The organism is Krasilnikoviella flava, from assembly GCF_900167525.1.
Taxonomy (GTDB): Bacteria; Actinomycetota; Actinomycetes; order Actinomycetales; family Cellulomonadaceae; genus Isoptericola; species Isoptericola flavus.
This window is the reverse complement of the sequence record NZ_FUZQ01000006.1, coordinates 318,917-334,801: the sequence shown is the minus strand read 5'-3', so window position 1 is coordinate 334,801 and position 15,885 is coordinate 318,917. Positions and strand designations below refer to the sequence as shown.

Here is a 15,885-nt window from a genome sequence, read left to right as displayed (position 1 = left end):
TGGAGCTCCGGATGCGCGCCAGGAGGGCGCGATCGGCCCGAGAAGCGTACGCACCAGCCCCGCTGCGCCGCCCCCCGGGGCGGGGGTGACGCGGGTCGGTCAGCGGGTGAAATCGTCGCCCAGGGCGCTCACCCCAGCCGCAGCTCGACCACCGGCACCACGCGCAGCCAGTCCGCCTCGCCCTGCTCGCGCGCGAGGGGCTCGGCCCACTCGGCGAGGACGGGTCCCAGCTGGGCCCACGGGCCGGGGTGCTCGCCGGTGTACGCGCGCAGGGTCGCGGCGCCCTCGTCCGGGGCCAGGACGACGGCGCGGGACGGCACCTCGCGCCGCGAGCCGATCGACACCAGCACGCGCGGGTCGGCCTGTACGTTGCGGAACCACTGGGACCGCGGGCCGAGCCCGGCGACCACGACGGCGCGGTCCGGCGCCGGTCGCGCGACGACCTCGAGCACCACGTACCGTCGCTGCCCGCTGCTGCGCCCGCGGTGCTGCATCATCAGCAGCCGCCCGCCCGCGAGGAAGCCGAGGCCCGCCCGGAACAGGCCGATCGGGGCGCGGACGAACCAGCGGGTGTGCAGCATGCGGGCGGCAAGGCTCATGCCCGCGAAGCTACCTTCGCCCGAGGCGACCTGCGCGGCTCCGCGCGTGGACGCGGGCGGGAGGAGCGGCGGACGGGTCGTCCACCCGGCCGATCGCGCGCCGCACGAGTACGTTCGTGCCTGTGAGACCGTCAGCGAACGGTGGGTCTGCGTCCCTCGACCGCTCCGACTACTGGTGGTACCGCACCCGCGCGCACCTGCTCCGGACCGTGCTGGGTGCGTACGCCGACGATGCGGCCGACGTCCTGGACGTGGGGAGCGCGGACGGGCCCAGCGTGGGGTGGCTGCAGGGGCAGCGCCACCACGTCACCCTGGACATCGATCCGCGGGGCCTCGCGTCCGGCTCGGGGGTGTGCGGGTCGGCGACGGCGCTCCCCTTCGAGGACTCCGTGTTCGACGTCGTCGGCGCCTTCGACGTCGTCGAGCACTGCGACCCCGAGGCCGTCGTCCTCGCCGAGGTCCGGCGGGTCCTCCGGCCCGGCGGGTGCTTCCTCCTGACCGTGCCCGCCTACCAGTGGCTGTGGAGCGACTTCGACGTCCGGAACGGGCACGTCCGGCGCTACACGCGCGGGCGCGCCGTGGCGGCCCTGGAGGGCGGCGGGTTCGAGGTGCTCCGTGCGACCTACGCGTTCGCCTCGACGTTCCCGGCCTTCGTCGTCGAACGGCTCGCGCGGCGCGCCCGCGGCCTGGTGCGGCGGGACGGCGGGCACGCCGCGGACATCGTCCGCCTCCCGCGGACGTCCCCCGTGGTCGACCGGGTCCTCACCGCGCTCGGGACCGTCGACGACCGGGTGCTGGCGCGGCGGGACCTGCCGTTCGGGTCATCGGTCGTCGTCGCCGCCCGCCGGCCCCTGTCCTGATCCCGGGTCCTGCTCGCGCGCGAGCGCGTCCGGGGGGCGTCGGAACGAGAAGTACAGGTGGGCGAAGTAGCTGGCGACCACCGTCAGAGCCAGGGCGAGCACCTGCGCCGGGAGCACGGGGAGGTGCGCGAGCTCGACGAAGGCCGGGAGGAGCGCGGCGTTGACCGCGAGCGCGCCGAGCTGCACGCCCACGAACCGGACGAGGTCGAGCCAGACGCCGCCCCGCACCTTGAACACGAAGCGGCGGTGCAGCGTGAAGCCGACCGCGATCCCCACGGCGTAGGCCAGCACGAGTGCGCCCAGGTACCCGATCACGTCGCCGAGGAGCCGCTCGAGGACGGCGAACGCCACCAGGCCGACCAGCGTGTTGATCGCGCCGACGACGAGGTACGCCGACTCGCGCCGGCGCAGGATCGCCACGATCCTTCCCCACCACGAGGGGCCGGTCACGGGCTGGGCCATGGTCGTCGGGTCTCCGTCCGGGTCAGCCGGCCACGAGGAACAGGGCGCCGACCACCACGACCCAGCCGACGGCGAGGGCCACCTGGGTCCGGCGGAGCGTCGTGCTCGACCTCGCGAGGTCGGCGGGCGCCAGCAGGCCGGCGATCGCGATCCCGAGCAACGGGGCGAAGACCGGCCAGTACCGCCCGCTGGAGACGTGGACGAACGGCTGGGACATGAGGAGCGCGAGCAGCAACGAGGCCACGATCACCATGACCTGGGCGTCCGTCCGCACGCGTCTCGCGGCCACGACCGCGACCGCGGCGACGCCGAGGGCGACGAGGTACGTCCAGAGGGTCACGGCGATGTTCAGCGTGTCGGGGGCCAGCTCGGGAGGATCCTGCGCCCGGGTGGCCCCGGGCCGGAACACGTGGTCGTACGAGGCGGGGGAGAAGGCGTACCGGCTGAAGTTGTCGAGCACCCCGGCGGCGTACCCCGACGGCGTGACGTCCCGCATCGCGTAGTCGCGCATCTGCCGCCGCACCTCCAGGGGGTTCTCCCCGGTCTGCTCGCCCACCGTCCTGGCGTAGCGGGCCATGTTCGTCCAGATGTTCCCCTCGACGCAGGGGCCGAAGCAGAGCTCGTCGCGGTCGCCGAAGGCATAGGCGACGGACAGTGACATCGTGGTGGTCGTCGTGACCCGTTCGCCGAAGGTGCGGCTCATGATCGCGGACCAGGGGGCCAGCAGCGCCACGACCACGGCCGCCGCGACGGCGCACGCGGCCAGCGAGCGGGCGAGCGCCCGGCCGCGCGTCCGTAGGAGGACCACCACGACCAGCAGGACGAGGACCGCCACCACCAGCGGGAGCGTGCTGGAGCGCAGGTACAGGACGACGACCAGGGCGAGCCCGAGCAGGGCTGCGTCGCGGAGGCGGACGGCGCCGTCGGAGTCGAGCCGGCGCCACATGACGACGAGCAGGGGGACCGTCGCCAGGATCACGAGCCCGGCCCAGACGTCGCCCCATGCGCTGAAGCCGAACAGGGCCCACATCGGGATGAGCCCCGGCACCACCAGCAGCACGGCCGCCGTGCGGAGCCCGAGCGTCCTGGCGACGACCGCCACGACGGCGAGGAAGACCGTCGTCGAGAGCACGCCGAGGTAGAAGCGGACGGTGAAGTCGCCGGCCGTCGGGTCCAGGAGGAAGAGCGGGGCGATCAGCAAGGGCATCCCGGGCATGAACCACCCGTTGCCGACGAGGCGTGCCTGGAGCTCGTCCGTCGGGACCTCGCCGCCCTGCAGCAGGGCGCGGACGGCGTCCGCGAGGACGCGCGCGCCGGTGGTGTAGGCGACCTCGTCGCCCGCGAGCGGGGCCGGCAGCGCCTTGTGCGCCATGACGACCCGGAGCCCCAGGTTCACGAGGGCCAGCGTGCCGACGACGATCAGGGGCAGGAGGGGCCGGCGCCAGCGCGTCCCGGACGGAGGCGTCGCCGATCCCTCGTGGTCTGCTGCGGTGCCGGACGACGGTGCGGACGCGGCGCCGGGCACCCGCTCGGAGTCGGTGTCGGTCACGACGCCTCTCCCATGACCGTCGCTCCCTCGGCCGGCGGGTCGACCTTCTGGATCGGCGTGCAGCCCGCCGTCGTCCGGGGGCGGGCTGCGTCCCGCGGGAGGTCCAGCCGGAAGGTGCCCTGGACCAGGGTCTCGGGCGTGGCGTCCTCGAGCGCGGTGACGTCGAACGCCACGGCGCCGTAGCCGGGGGCCTCGAAGCGGTGCCACCCGTCCTCGGCGCCCCGAGGGGTGAACCCGCCGTCGACCAGGCTCTCGGTGAGGCTCGCGGTGAAGTCGTCCGGGCTCAGCCGGTCCCACTGGGCGACCAGCACCCAGCGGTCGCCCACGACGTACTGCTGCATGACCTGGTAGCCGACATCTACGGTGACGGCGTCGGGCAGCGGCCAGCACGGACCGGCGAGCGGCGGGTCGAGCGCCGCGGGGCCCTGGTAGCCCGCCGACAGGTCGGCGCACGACGAGGTCCCGGCGACGCTCGCCACGACGCCCGTCACGGTGGCTGCCAGCGCGCACGCGCGGCGGAGCGGACGCCGCCCGCCGCGCGTCATCGAGGCCCTCCGGGGCGCCGCAGGGAGCGGGCGACGTCCGCGAACGTGGCCCCGATACCGCTCGCCAGGGTGGTGGTGGCGAGACGGTCGACCTCGGGCCATACGGTCGACCGGAAGCGGAGGTCGCGGGTCTGGAACGGGGTGCTCGCAGAGGTGCCCAGCACGATGGGCGCGCGACGCTTGGTGATGCGGGAGAGCTCGCCGACGATCGTCGCGAGGGTCACCGCGGTCTGCGAGGCGAGGATCTTGACGACGGCGGCGCCCGGCCCGACGTCGGAGAGCCGGTCCATCCCGGCCAGCACCATGCGCGCGGCGTCGCGCACGTAGACGTAGTCCCGGGCGGTGTCCAGGGACACGTAGATCAGCAGGGGAGAGCGCTGCACCTCGGCGCGGCAGAGCTGGGTGATCAGGCCCTGCGGCTTGGCCAGGTTCTGACCTGGCCCGTACAGGTTGGCGATCCGCCCGACCAGGACGGTGGCGCCGCAGCCCGTCAGGCGTCGCACCGCCGACTCGGCCGCCAGCTTCGCCGTGCCGTACGGCGACAGCGGCGACGGTGGCGTGGCCTCGGTGAAGGGCGGGTCCGCCGACCCTGCGTAGACCCCGCCCGCGGACGAGGCCAGGAACGCGCGGACGGTCGTCCCGGGGTGCCGGCCGCACGCGGCGAGCAGCTCGTCGACGACGGCACCGAGGACGGACACCTCACCGTCGAGCGCCTCCTGGCCGGTCGCGACGACGCCGGCCCCGGCGGCCCAGAGGAGGTCGACGGAACCGAACGCGCCCAGCAGCCGCTCGGCGTCGCGGGCGAGGGTCGACACGGCGGCGGCGGGGTCGTGCCAGGGCACCTTGCTGGCGTGGACGGTGTGGCCCGCCGCCGTCGCACCGGCGACGAGCTGCCCGCCCAGCAGGCCGCCCCCGCCGACCACCCAGGTCACAGCCCCGTCATGTGCCACGTCCGCTCCTGCCGAGGGGCCCGGCGTGGGGGTCGCTCATGATGAGGTACGGGGGTTTGCCCATCGCCATGTTGACCGCGACGCCGATGTACTCGGCGACGATCCCGAGGGCGTACAGGATGATGCCCGAGCACAGCAGGACGATGACGACGGTCGAGGTCCACCCCTCCGGGACGTTGCCGCCCGCGAGCCGGTCGACGGCCAGGACCACGGCGAGGGCGACGCCGAAGGTGGCGAAGGTGGCGCCGATGAGGCTGACGACCCGCAGGCCGCGGGTGCCGCTCGTCATGACCATCCGCCAGAAGTGGGAGACGAGGGTGCGCACGGAGTAGCCGGAGACGCGCTCGCCCTCCGAGCGCATCGACACCGGGCAGGTGGTCACCCGGTCGGCGACCCAGCTCAGCGCGACGTCGAGGTAGACCCCCTGGCCGGCGTAGGCCGCCACGCTCCGACCGATCTCGCCGAGCATGAGGCGGAAGCTGTGGAATTTCGTCGCGTCGGCGTCCCCGCCCGAGAGCATGTTGATGAGCAGCTTGGCGGCTCGTGAGGTCGTGTTGCGGAACGCGGTGTGCGGGGTCTCGTTCCTCGGCGCGGCATAGACGAGCGCCGACCGTTCCCGCAGAGCGGTATCGAGGAGCGCGCCGATGTCGGCCGGGTCGTGCTGTCCGTCCTCGTCCATCGTCACGACCCAGTCGCCGGACGAGCTCGCGATGCCGGCGATGGTCGCAGCATGCTGTCCGAAGTTCCGGCTGAGCCAGACCGGCCGCACCCAGGGGAGCGCCGCCGCGAGGTCGCGCATCACCCGGGCGGAGTCGTCGGGGCCGCAGTCGTTGACGAGGATCACCTCGGTCACGCGGTACAGGTGGCCGGCCGGGGAGCGCTGCGGCTCGGTGAGGGGGACGATCTCGTCGACGAGCCCGGGCAGATGACGCTCGCCCCGGTAGACGGGGATGACGACCGAGAGCGTGTGCTCCTGGTCGGCGCCTGGTCGGGTGGGCTCCGCCATGCCTCATCACTCTAGGGCGCGCGGGTCAGGGCGGCGAGGCCACGGGCCGTCGCTCGTGCGCAGCCCGGCGGCGATAATCGCCCGGGTGGACATGGAGAACGGGTGCCGGGCGTTCGTCGCGGTGAGCGAGCGGGGGAGCTTCACCGGCGCAGCCGCGGCGCTCGGCGTCCCGCAGCCGGTGATCAGCCGGCGGGTCGCCGGGCTCGAGGCACACCTCGGCGGGAGCCTGTTCGACCGCACGACGCGCGAGGTCTTCCTGACGCCACTGGGCCGGCGGCTGCTTCCCGTGGCGGCGCGGCTGGTCGGGTCGGCGGACGACCTCCGTGCCGCGGCGGCCATGCGCGAGACCGCTCTGGTGCGGCTGGCGGTACCGGAGGACATGTCGCCCTCGGCCGCGGCCACGCTGATCGCTGACGCCCAGGAGGTGGGGGTCAGGCTGCGCACGGAGCCCGTGCCGGCGGGCGGCAGGGTGGAGATGGTCCGGGACTCGCGCGCCGACGCCGCCCTCGTCGGCGCCGCGAGCGGCGCGGCGCGGTGGTCCGCGCCGCTCGGGGTGGGCACCTGCGGCCCCGTGGGAGGGGAACGGACCTTTCTCGACGAGCTGGCTCCGCGTCGGGGTGACGACGCACCGGGCCGTCGCGTCTGGGTCACGCCGGAGGACGACAACGCCGGCGTCGGGGACGTGCTGACCCGGCACCTGGTCGCGGCGGGCTGCCTCCCCCGGCAGGTGGAGGTCGCAGCCCTGGTGCCGGCGCTGGTGGCCGTGACGACGAGCACGGACCTGCTGCTGTGCACCCGGGCCCAGGCGCGCGAGCTCGGGCTCGCCTGGTCGCGCCTCGGCGGGGTCGACCTGGTCCGCACCCATCGGGTCGAGCTGCGAGCGGGCGACCCGGGCGGGGTCGGTGCGGCCATGGGTGCGCTGTCCGGCGCCGTCGCGCACGCGCTGGGGGCCACGGAGGTGGCCGGATGACCCCGCCGGCGCTGCCCGTCGGTGCGGCCGTCGCCCAGGAGGTCCGGGAGGTTCGGACCATGCTGGGCGACGCCGGGCTCTCCGCAGGCATCCTGGTGCGTGACCTGGCGTCCGGCCACGAGGCCGGGATCGACCCCGACCTGGAGATGCCCGCTGCCTCGCTGGTGAAGGTTCCCGTGGCCCTCGCCACGCTGGAGCGCATCCGCCGGGGAGAGCTCGACCCCGCGTCGCCGGTGGTGGTCGACCCGGGGCGGCTCGCCGGCAGCGGACCGCCGGGGATCACGCGGTTCCGGCACCCGGCGTCCGTGGCGCTGGAGGACCTCCTCTACCTGGCCGTGTCGCTCAGTGACAGCAGCGCGTGCGACGCGTTGCTCGCCCTGACCCCACCCGCTCAGGTCGGGCGCCTGCTCCGGGAGCTCGGTGTGCCCGAGGTCGAGGTCCGCCACGGGCTGGGCGAGCTGGGCAACACCCCGGCGGAGGCGCTGGAGCACCTGCACCCCGGTCTCGGCCACGTGTTCGCCGCGACGGCGACGACCGCCCACGGCGGCAGCGCCATCCGATCGCTCGACGTGTCGGTGACGACGACGGTGTCGGCGCGGGTCCTCGCCGACCTGCTGGGCGCTGTCTGGGGTAGCGGGCGGATCGGCCCCGAGGTGTCGGCCCGGCTACGCGAGCTCCTCGCCGCCAACGTGCACCGGCAGCGGTTGGCGCCGGAGTTCGAGCGCGACTCCAGCACGTGGTCGTCCAAGACCGGAACGGTGCTCAACCTCCGCCACGAGGCCGGGGTCGTGGAGCATGCCGACGGGGGCCGGGTCGTCGTGGTCGTGCTCAGCCGGTCCAGCGTGCCTGCCGGCGTCCAGCCCGCGGCGGAGATCGCGCTGGGGCGAGCCGCACGCCGGCTGCACGACGTCGTCCGACGGACCGCTCCCTCGCCGCGCGCCCTCTTCAGAGCAGGGTGAGCGTCCTCCGGTAGTCCGGCATGACGACCCGGGCATGCGGCGCCACCCTGTGGACGGTGGCGACCATGGACCGCAGCTGCTCGGCCGTCGCGTCGTCCTGCACGGTGGGCGGGGTCGTGGGCGGGGTCTCGAAGTGGTCCCAGTGCACGGGCACGACGACGCGCGGGCTGTCGAGGACGTCGAGGAGCCGCTCGACGTAGTCGTTCGTGACGTCGTTCGCCGGGACCGGCATGGTGACGACGTCCGGGCGCAGGCCTCGCAACGACGTGTCGTCGAAGTCGCTCGCACCCAGCAGCAGCACGCTCCTGCCCGTCGGCGCGCGGAGCAGGAAGGCGAGCGTGTCGCCCTCGGGCAGGTCGGCGATCGTCGCCGGTCGCCGCGGTACCTCGTGGCGGACGCCCGGGAACAGCACCCCGCCGTTCCGGGCGCGGCTGTGCAACGACCGGACGGCGCGGACCACGAGGTCGCCCACGACGATCTCCTCGCCGCCCTTCAGCACGGCGACCTGGGTGTCGTCCACGCCGAGCGACCGGGCGAGGTGGTACCCCGTCAGGGTCGTGAAGACCGTGCCGCCCCGGGTGGTGGCGATGTGCGGGACGTCGCCGAAGTGGTCCCAGTGGGTGTGGGTGACCAGGGTGGCGGTGACCCGGCCGGACTCGTCCGAACGCCCGAGCGCGTCGTCGACCGCGACGGGGTCCACCGTGAGACCTGTGGTGGGGCTGAAGCGGCCCTTCGCCAGGCCGGTGTCGAACCGCGTCAGATAGGGGTCCACCAGCAGGTGGGACCGCGGGGTGCGGATCTGCCAGCCTGCCACGCCCAGCCAACGGAACGTCGCGAAGCCGGTCGCCCCCGGTCCCGACACCGACCCCGGTGTGGCGGAGGACGGGGGAGCGGGGCGCGCCAGAGCTCCGGCGGCTGCGGTCCCCGCCGCGGCGAGAAGAGTCCGGCGGCGGACTGGGTGGGTCATGATCTCTCCCTGGGGTCGTCGTGGAGATGACCGTGCCAGGAGCAGATCGATGCGCACCAAGACGCCGGGCGCCGCACTCATGCGGACGGCGCATGAGTGGTCCCGACTCCTGCACGCCCGGCGCGAGGGGCCAGGGACGACGAAAGGCCCGGACCGAACGGTCCGGGCCTCGCGGTGGAGCGGGTGACGGGAATCGAACCCGCGCTATCAGCTTGGGAATCTCGTTGGACGCTGAATCTGACGATTGACGGGCCAGCGCAAATACCGCGTTGACCAGCGTCGATGATAGCGGACTCGTCGGTCCTGGCCGGTCCTTGTCGGTCGCTGTCGGTCCTCGTCGGCCGAACTTAGGTCACGTTAGGTCACGCCAAGGGGCAGCGACGGCGCACGAATCGCATCCCGGTCGGGAAGGTGGCTAGATGGATCACGGGTCGCTCCCGACCCAGCCCGTGCCCGCACAGGGGCAGGGCGGGAGCGGCCCGCGAGCCACGCTTCCGTGCAACGACGTTGACGTGTCGTTTTGGCGAGCCTAGGTCGTAGTTTCGGCCGGAAGGTCCGCGACCAAGATGATTTTTCGTGGGCTCGGTACTGGGTGCAGAAGGTCGTTACCTGAAGCTTCTACCTCGCGTCGGACTTGTTCAATAGCTTCGCGCCGATTCTGCACTGCGCCACTCTCCCAGGTGCGCGGAGAGGAGTTTGCGAATGTCGAACTACTCGACTTCGGGCCCACGGCGGCTAGTGCTTTGGGCATCTCAGCAAGGACATTGTATAGCGCGGTCTCATAATCGAAGAGATCGAGATGTGTGTCGCGAAAAAAGAGCACACCCATGTCCGGTGCGAACTGGCGTAACGGCACATGTCGAAGTGTGGAACCGGTTGCGTCTACGTCGTCGCCGTGGTGGTCTGCGAACCGTCCACCCACCACTACCCCGAAATCACTAACCGATGCGACATTGCCAGCCGCAACTAGCTCGTCGATCCGCTCGTCGAGATGCTCGATGGAATCCCGGACCTTGCGAATTGTTATCAACGGGGAGTCCTTGGCGACGTCTAGTAGCGTGCGCAATTGCACCGCTCGCCGTTCGCCGGCGTTCTTACGGGCTATTTGTGCGTCCCGCTGCGCCTTGCTCGCCTTCCTGGGGGGTCCCGGAATCTTAGGGTCGAACATTCTTGCGAGGATGATTCCAGCAAACATTGCACCTTGAAGGTGTGACCACACTTCGCTCTCGTCAAATCGATCGCGGTGAGCCCAGAAGTCGACGTTAGGAAGCGCGCCTTCCATCCTCCAGATGTTCAGTAAATGGCGGAGTCCAATGCGCGCCTGTTCAGAAATAGTGTCCAGGTAGAATTCTAATGGTGGCGAATGGACACTGGCGCCGGAGGTATCGGCGATCGAAGTCATCGGAAGGATGAGGCGTCGTTGCCCGCTGGATTCCTGCACGGCTCGGCTCCTGCGAAGGTCGGTTCGTGGTGCTGGATACCCAGCGTCGCGCGCAAATCGGTCCGCAGCCAGGCGAAGACTGGGAATTCACCCGTTCTTCGGAGGTGGGCTCTCGGGGGTTGGTGGTATCCCCTCATCGGGGAAGAGGGTTGCTTGAACTGGCGGAATTGCGGGCTTTCGAAGCTCTCGGCCACACTGCCAGGCGCGGTCGACTCGCGCGTGACATGACGCGCATCGCGACTCGTACCGGGCGACGTCGAGCGAATAGGTGGCGGGCCCGAAGTAGCGATGCTCGACCAGCTCGGCAGGGTCCGTGTGGTCATAGGACCAGTGCATTGCGGGTAGGCCGCAGTCAACGCACAGGTGCGCGCGGGCGGGCCCGCGTTCCCGCTTGACGCGCCAGTGCGCGTCGGCGTAAGTCACGACGGGCTGCCGGCGATGTTCCCACCGGTCGCCACACGTCAGCGTGCGGCCGGTGGTGAGCCCGGATCGGTCGAGCTCAACGGTGCGCCCGCAGTCGCAGCGGCACCGCACGGAGCGCAGGCCGGGCGCGGGGACGTCGTCAAGCACGACGACGGTGCCGAACCGCTGCCCGGTGAGATCTCGCCGGCGCATCGGGCAGCGGTTCGAGGTGTTGGCGGGCTGTCAGCGCTGGTGCAGGATGCCGGCGCCGACGTGCTCGCCGGGGTACACCACGAGCGGGATGCCGTTGTCCTGTGGGATGACGACGGGCTCGGGCGCGGCGGGCGCGGGGCGGTCTGGCAGCCCGAGCAGTGACCGGGCGTGCTCGGGGCTCATTCCGGCCGCGAGAGCTTGCGCGAACGTCTGCACCCGTCGGTGATCGGCGACGAGCCGGTCGATGTTGCCGGCGGTGCTCGCGCTGGCGGCGGCGAGATCGTCGAGCCGGCCGCCGAGCGCGCCGGCGAGCATGCGCCGCTGGTGCTCATCGTGGTCGTCGTGGGTGACGGTGTGCGCGGTGGGCCAGGGGGTGTATCCGGTGCTCATGAGCTCTTCCCTTCCAGGGTGCGCAGGTGGTCGGTGACGAGTTCGCGCCGGGGCCGGCCGTCGACGGTCTCGGCGTCGAGCAAGATCCGTTCGGCGTGCGCGCGGCACAGCGTGCACAGCCGGGCACGGGCCGCGACGGGGCCCGGGGCAGCGACGGGCAGGAGCTCGATTTCGTCGAGCTGGCCGCAGCTCGGACAGGTGTGCTCGCGTGTCCAGCGCTCGACTTCCGCGCGCCGGTGCGCCTCGCGCTCGGCGTCGGCGAGCCGGCGCCGCCGGGCGCGTGTGGCGAGCTCTAGCCGCTCGCCGTGCATCCATTCGGCGAACCCGTCGGGGCCGGTGACGCGCTCGCGCACCGTGAAGCTGCGTCCCCACTCGGGGCCGGCGACGAGCCCGCGCGGCAGCGGGTCTCCCTCGTCGCCGCCGGTCGGCCCGACAGACGACGACCCGTCGGCGGCGCTGACGACCTTTCGGTACAGCGGTGCGCCGTAGTTCCCGGTCCGAATCTGTGCGGCTTCCGATCCGGTGATGTGTCCGTGGTCGTGGGCCCACGCGACCATTTCGGCCCATCCGAACGTGTGCTCCCGTACGGCGCCCGAGCGCCAGTAAGCCTCGCGGAGATCGGCCGGTGGGATCGCCGCGGCGTAGTCGTCGCGCAGCTCGGGCGGAACGTGGAACGGGTCGGCGGTGTCGTCGGTCCAGTCGCGGTGTGGGTAGTGCGCCGGCGGGAACGGTGCCCCGTCGACGTCGACGGCCGGCTCGTCAACGTCGGGCCCGTCGACGTCGTGCTCGGTGGGCGGTGCGGGGTACGTCGTCGTCATGGGGTCGTCTCTCCCTCGGGGGTCGTGGTCGACGTCGGCGCGAGCTGGCGTTCGCGGCGCTTTCGGTAGAGCCGGGCGCGAGAGCGCTCGGCCCGTAGCTGGCTGGCGAGCTGGGCACGTTCGGCCGGGGTGCCGGGGTCCGGGGAACGTTCCAGCACGCCGAGCAACGCACGGTGCGGGTCGTCCAGCCACGGCGGCAGCAGCGCCGCCAGGGGGTCGCGGGCCCCGCGTGCTCCGTTCGGGGTGCGGTCGAGCTCGGCGAGCACGTCGGCCGGCCGAACGAACCACCGGCCGGCGCGGCGGCGTGCCGACGGCCACCGGCCGGTGCTCATGTGCCGGCGCACGGTGCGGTGCGGGGTGTCGGTCTGTTCTGCCACGTCGGCACTCGACCACCACCCGCCGGCGCCCGGCAATGGATCGTGGCCGCTACCGGCCATCCGGGCGAGCCGCTCGGCGTCGTGCAGCGCCGCGCGAGCTTGCGACCCGGCATCACGACGCGCACGCCAGCTTGGGTCGACGAGCCGGTCGACGAGCCACTCGACGACGACGGCGTGCACGCGGGCGGCGGTCTCGACGTCGAGTTCGACGCCGGCCCCGGGCTCGACGCCGGCGCTCACCACGACACCCCGTCTGGTCGACGTCCTCGTGTCCGAGCAGGTCGGACACACACCCCGACACAGGGGCCGGCCGGCACCCCGTCGCGCGGACGGGGATGCCGGCGCCGCGCGTCACCCCTTGAGACGCGCTGTGCGGCCCTCTCCCGGCCGCTCACTCGTTCCCAGACCGGAGGTACCAGACCGGTTGTCCGCCTGGCGCTGGCCGTCGAGCTCGTCGAGCCGGCGAGCCGCCCTCGGTTCTGGTGGGCCCGGGTCGTGTCGGGTCGCGCTCGGGCCCGCCGGTCAATCCCTACGAAATCGGCATGATTCTGCGGTTTTGTTGGGGCTTCCGGGAAAAACGAGAGAGCCGCAGGGTTGGCGTAGCCAGCCCGCGCCCCACAAAGAATCGGGGTCCCGGTCTCGCACGCGCCGATCACGATTCACGCTCTGACCACGCCGGTTCGCTCTCGCGCTCGGGGTCGCGCCCGTCGTCGAGCTTGGCACCGCCGGCCGGTCGAGCTGGTCGACCGCGTGAGCTGGCCGCGCGCTCGTCGCGCGCCCGACTCTCGGCGGCGCCGGGGAGCTGGTCGAGGTAGGCCAGGCGGCCGCCCGGACAGTGCGGGCAGCTCGCCACCGCGTAGCCGTGCACGCACGCCGGCGGGCGCCCCCGCTCGGCAGTAGCACGGCAGGCAGCACACCCCCCGGGGGATGCACCGTGCACGCAACCCCCGGGGGGTCCGTCGGGACCGGTGCCGGGGGGCGACATCACGACCACCCCCGGGGGGCGTCGAGCCCGGCGGGGCTGGGCCCGTCTTCGAGGTAGGCGAGGCGCCCGCCCGGACAGTGCGGGCACGTTTCGGAGTCGCGCCCGTGCGCGCACGGGCGCGCGTGCGTCTTCTGTTCTGTTCTGTTTAGTTCGGTGCGGGATATCCCGCGAGGTTCCCCGCGAGGTTCCCCGCGAGGTTCCCCGCGAGGTTCCCCGCGAGGTTGAGATGGCGAGCCTTGCGGGGTATCCCGCGAGACTCGATCGATGGGGAGCTCTTCGGTACGGCTCGGGCCGATCAACCGTTCGGCCGCTCGGCCTGATCGTTTCGCGCCGACGACGACGACGTGCCCGCTCGCTTCAAGTAGGTCGAGGGCGTTGCGCACGTCCCTCGTGGTGAGCGAGCACGCCTCGGCGACGGTGCGCGGCGACACGTTCGTTATGCCGCGCCAGTCCGCAAACGTCGCCAGCGCGGCGAGGACGACCTTGACGTTCCCGGCGCCGATGCGGCGGTCACTCGGTAGGTCGTTCTGCCGGAATGCCCAGTACACGACCGCATCGTTGAAGACGCGCGCGTCGGGATCGCGCCGGGTCTCGTGCCGGTCGCGTGTCCCGCGGCCGGCGTCGTTGGTGCCCGGCGGCGGGGTGGCGCGGCGTCGGTTGGTGAACACGGATGCCGCGGCCCCGATCCTCGTCGGCTCGGTGGTCACGACCGATCACCTCCACCGAGCCATGTCGACCGGCATACTGGTCCGGTCGTCGTGCCCGTTGGTAGCGGCCGAATTGACGTTGGCGGCGGTCCCGGTGCCCTCGGGACCGCCGCGCCCCGTTTCCGGGTGTGGCGGCCCGGTGTCGACGAGTTCGTACCCGGCGGCGAGGTAGCCGCGTAGCTGTTCGCCGGTCGGGGCGGGGTGCACCACCCACACGGTTACGTCGTCGTGCAGGTGCTCGGCTCGCTTCCGGGCGGCGTGCAGCGCCGCCAGCGCCACGAGGCGACCCGGGCCGGGCGTGCCGCCGACGGCGGCGTGCACGGCGTCGAGGTCGAGCACGACGTCGCCGGGCGCCCGTCGACGGGTGACGACAGCCGCAGCGTGTGCGCCCGTGACGAGCACTCGGTGTTGCCGGCAGGGCGGTTCGGAGGGGTTAGGGCGCGTCGTCGTCGCGCTCATCCGGCGTCCCGGACGGCGGGGATCGTCTGGGCGTCGATAAACGTGTCGAGATCCTGGCGGCGTAGCCGGTGAGCCCGCCCGAGCTTGACCACGGGTATCCGGCGATCCTTGATGAGCTCTCGCAGCGTGTCGACGTGTATGCCGATGTAGGCGGCGCCCTCTTCGACGCGCCACAGTCGGTCGTGCTCGCCGCACGCGGGACACGTCGGCGGCGGTGTCGGGGTGTTCGTCTTGTGGGTCGGGAGCTTGTCGCTCATGGATGGTGCCTCTCGGCTCGTCGGAGCCGGCCCTACGAAAATGGGGCAGGGCACAAGCGGGCGGCGGCGCGCGTGGGCGGGCCGGTCGTCGCTCAGGCAGCAATAGGTGCCGCCGCTCGCGCCCGGGGGCTCGGGGGAGCGGCGGTGAGTACGCAATCGGTGAGAACGGCCAGGTGCCGCGGGGGCGGGTCGGGCTCCCGCCACGGCTCGCCGTGGTCGAGCTCGTCGCGCCGGGCGTCGTCATGCTCGACAGCCGCGAGCGCGACCGCGAGCAGCGCGAGCAGCCGGCCGCGGGCGGCATCGTCGGCGGCAGCGACCGCGACGAGCAGCAGCGCCACGACGAGCAGCGCTCGCGCGTAGGCGGCGCTCTGGTCGGGCACGTTCACGGTCTCGTCCGGGCCGGCGCTCTCGCGCGCCGCGACGAGCTCGGCAAAAATAGTGTCGTTGAGCGCGTCGAGGTCTGCGGGGAACCGCCAAGGAAAGAGTCGGCTTGCCACCGCCCGCAGGTGGCCGGAATGGTGCCCGCGGCGCTCCTGCACGAGGTACGCGCGCGCGGCACGGGCGAGCGCGCCGGGCTCGCGTAGCGGCCCGGGCGCGAGCGGCGAGAGCACGGCATCGATCACGGCTACCGAAACCGCGGCGCTGGGGTCGTCGGCGAGCGGCCCGGCGAGGTTTGCCACCACGACCCCACGTGCGCACAACAGGTCGTCGCGCTCGTCGAGCTGCCTCAGCGCACCGATTAGCTCGCCGCAGTCGAGTTCTTCGAGGGGCAGCACGTCCCGCCCCGCTGCCGCGGCACCGTTGAGGATTGCGTCGAGCTGCCCGCCGAGCACGCGGCGAGCCCCCGCGGCATCCGTGACGGGCGACGTGCTCATGCGCTCGATCCTAGGGTCGTCGGGGTGGTGTCGTCTTGGCGCGCGGCATAGGCCGCCGGGGGTACACGCCGGTTCTCGTCCGGCGCCATGGGTC

At 72.8% G+C, this 15,885-nt stretch carries 17 protein-coding genes; 3 read left to right on the top strand and 14 right to left on the bottom strand.

Going from position 1 to position 15,885, the window contains the following annotated elements:
• Positions 1-128 precede the first annotated feature (128 nt).
• Complete coding sequence (locus tag B5Y66_RS17685) at positions 129-599, bottom strand: nitroreductase family deazaflavin-dependent oxidoreductase (protein WP_079575924.1); 471 nt, start codon at positions 597-599, stop codon at positions 129-131.
• 122 nt (positions 600-721) lie between these two features.
• Here B5Y66_RS17685 and B5Y66_RS17680 point away from each other — a divergent pair, with 122 nt between their 5' ends.
• Positions 722-1,459: a class I SAM-dependent methyltransferase gene (locus B5Y66_RS17680; RefSeq protein ID WP_079575923.1), complete on the top strand. Its 738-nt coding sequence runs from the start codon at positions 722-724 to the stop codon at positions 1,457-1,459.
• Here the strand turns inward: B5Y66_RS17680 and B5Y66_RS17675 are convergent.
• From B5Y66_RS17675 to B5Y66_RS17655, 5 genes are read right to left on the bottom strand one after another with little or no spacing between them, the layout of a single operon-like run.
• Positions 1,421-1,921 carry a GtrA family protein gene (locus B5Y66_RS17675; protein ID WP_079575922.1) on the bottom strand — a complete coding sequence of 167 codons (501 nt, stop codon included), beginning with the start codon at positions 1,919-1,921 and terminating at the stop codon, positions 1,421-1,423. The two genes, B5Y66_RS17680 and B5Y66_RS17675, sit on opposite strands and share 39 nt — an antisense overlap.
• A 22-nt stretch (positions 1,922-1,943) precedes the next feature.
• The gene (locus B5Y66_RS17670; protein ID WP_079575921.1) at positions 1,944-3,470 is read right to left on the bottom strand and encodes a hypothetical protein; all 1,527 of its coding nucleotides are present in this window, start codon (positions 3,468-3,470) and stop codon (positions 1,944-1,946) included.
• Positions 3,467-4,015, bottom strand: a complete 549-nt coding sequence (locus B5Y66_RS17665; protein ID WP_079575920.1) for a hypothetical protein — start codon at positions 4,013-4,015, stop codon at positions 3,467-3,469. The genes B5Y66_RS17670 and B5Y66_RS17665 overlap by 4 nt, the downstream gene beginning before the upstream one ends.
• Positions 4,012-4,965, bottom strand: a complete 954-nt coding sequence (locus B5Y66_RS17660) for an NAD-dependent epimerase/dehydratase family protein (RefSeq protein WP_079575919.1) — start codon at positions 4,963-4,965, stop codon at positions 4,012-4,014. The genes B5Y66_RS17665 and B5Y66_RS17660 overlap by 4 nt, the downstream gene beginning before the upstream one ends.
• Entirely contained in the window at positions 4,955-5,971 is a 1,017-nt protein-coding gene (locus B5Y66_RS17655; RefSeq protein WP_079575918.1) for a glycosyltransferase family 2 protein, read from the bottom strand. The genes B5Y66_RS17660 and B5Y66_RS17655 overlap by 11 nt, the downstream gene beginning before the upstream one ends.
• A 91-nt stretch (positions 5,972-6,062) precedes the next feature.
• Between B5Y66_RS17655 and B5Y66_RS17650 the strand changes: the two genes are divergently transcribed.
• Together B5Y66_RS17650 and B5Y66_RS17645 are read left to right on the top strand one after the other, a co-directional pair.
• Entirely contained in the window at positions 6,063-6,941 is an 879-nt protein-coding gene (locus tag B5Y66_RS17650) for a LysR family transcriptional regulator (protein WP_245807204.1), read from the top strand.
• On the top strand, positions 6,938-7,900 hold the full coding sequence (locus B5Y66_RS17645) for a serine hydrolase (protein ID WP_176168919.1): 963 nt from the start codon (positions 6,938-6,940) through the stop codon (positions 7,898-7,900). The genes B5Y66_RS17650 and B5Y66_RS17645 overlap by 4 nt, the downstream gene beginning before the upstream one ends.
• Here the strand turns inward: B5Y66_RS17645 and B5Y66_RS17640 are convergent.
• From B5Y66_RS17640 to B5Y66_RS17610, 8 genes are all read right to left on the bottom strand, one after another.
• Positions 7,887-8,867, bottom strand: coding sequence for an MBL fold metallo-hydrolase (locus B5Y66_RS17640; protein WP_079575916.1), 981 nt, complete (start codon positions 8,865-8,867; stop codon positions 7,887-7,889). The genes B5Y66_RS17645 and B5Y66_RS17640 overlap by 14 nt on opposite strands.
• A 529-nt stretch (positions 8,868-9,396) precedes the next feature.
• Positions 9,397-10,308 carry a hypothetical protein gene (locus tag B5Y66_RS22335; protein WP_139820958.1) on the bottom strand — a complete coding sequence of 304 codons (912 nt, stop codon included), beginning with the start codon at positions 10,306-10,308 and terminating at the stop codon, positions 9,397-9,399.
• A 645-nt stretch (positions 10,309-10,953) separates the two neighbouring features.
• On the bottom strand, positions 10,954-11,313 hold the full coding sequence (locus tag B5Y66_RS17635) for a hypothetical protein (RefSeq protein ID WP_079575915.1): 360 nt from the start codon (positions 11,311-11,313) through the stop codon (positions 10,954-10,956).
• Entirely contained in the window at positions 11,310-12,131 is an 822-nt protein-coding gene (locus tag B5Y66_RS17630; RefSeq protein WP_079575914.1) for a hypothetical protein, read from the bottom strand. Before B5Y66_RS17630 ends, B5Y66_RS17635 begins: the two co-directional genes overlap by 4 nt.
• Positions 12,128-12,748, bottom strand: a complete 621-nt coding sequence (locus B5Y66_RS17625) for a hypothetical protein (protein ID WP_139820957.1) — start codon at positions 12,746-12,748, stop codon at positions 12,128-12,130. Before B5Y66_RS17625 ends, B5Y66_RS17630 begins: the two co-directional genes overlap by 4 nt.
• A gap of 1,458 nt (positions 12,749-14,206) precedes the next feature.
• On the bottom strand, positions 14,207-14,659 hold the full coding sequence (locus B5Y66_RS17620) for a hypothetical protein (protein WP_139820956.1): 453 nt from the start codon (positions 14,657-14,659) through the stop codon (positions 14,207-14,209).
• Positions 14,656-14,916 (bottom strand): excisionase family DNA-binding protein, encoded by a 261-nt coding sequence (locus B5Y66_RS17615; RefSeq protein WP_079575911.1) that lies wholly within the window; start codon positions 14,914-14,916, stop codon positions 14,656-14,658. Before B5Y66_RS17615 ends, B5Y66_RS17620 begins: the two co-directional genes overlap by 4 nt.
• Positions 14,917-15,008: 92 nt before the next feature.
• A complete protein-coding gene (locus tag B5Y66_RS17610; protein WP_079575910.1) occupies positions 15,009-15,791 on the bottom strand; it encodes a hypothetical protein in 783 nt (260 codons plus the stop codon).
• Between the last annotated feature and the right edge of the window lie 94 nt (positions 15,792-15,885).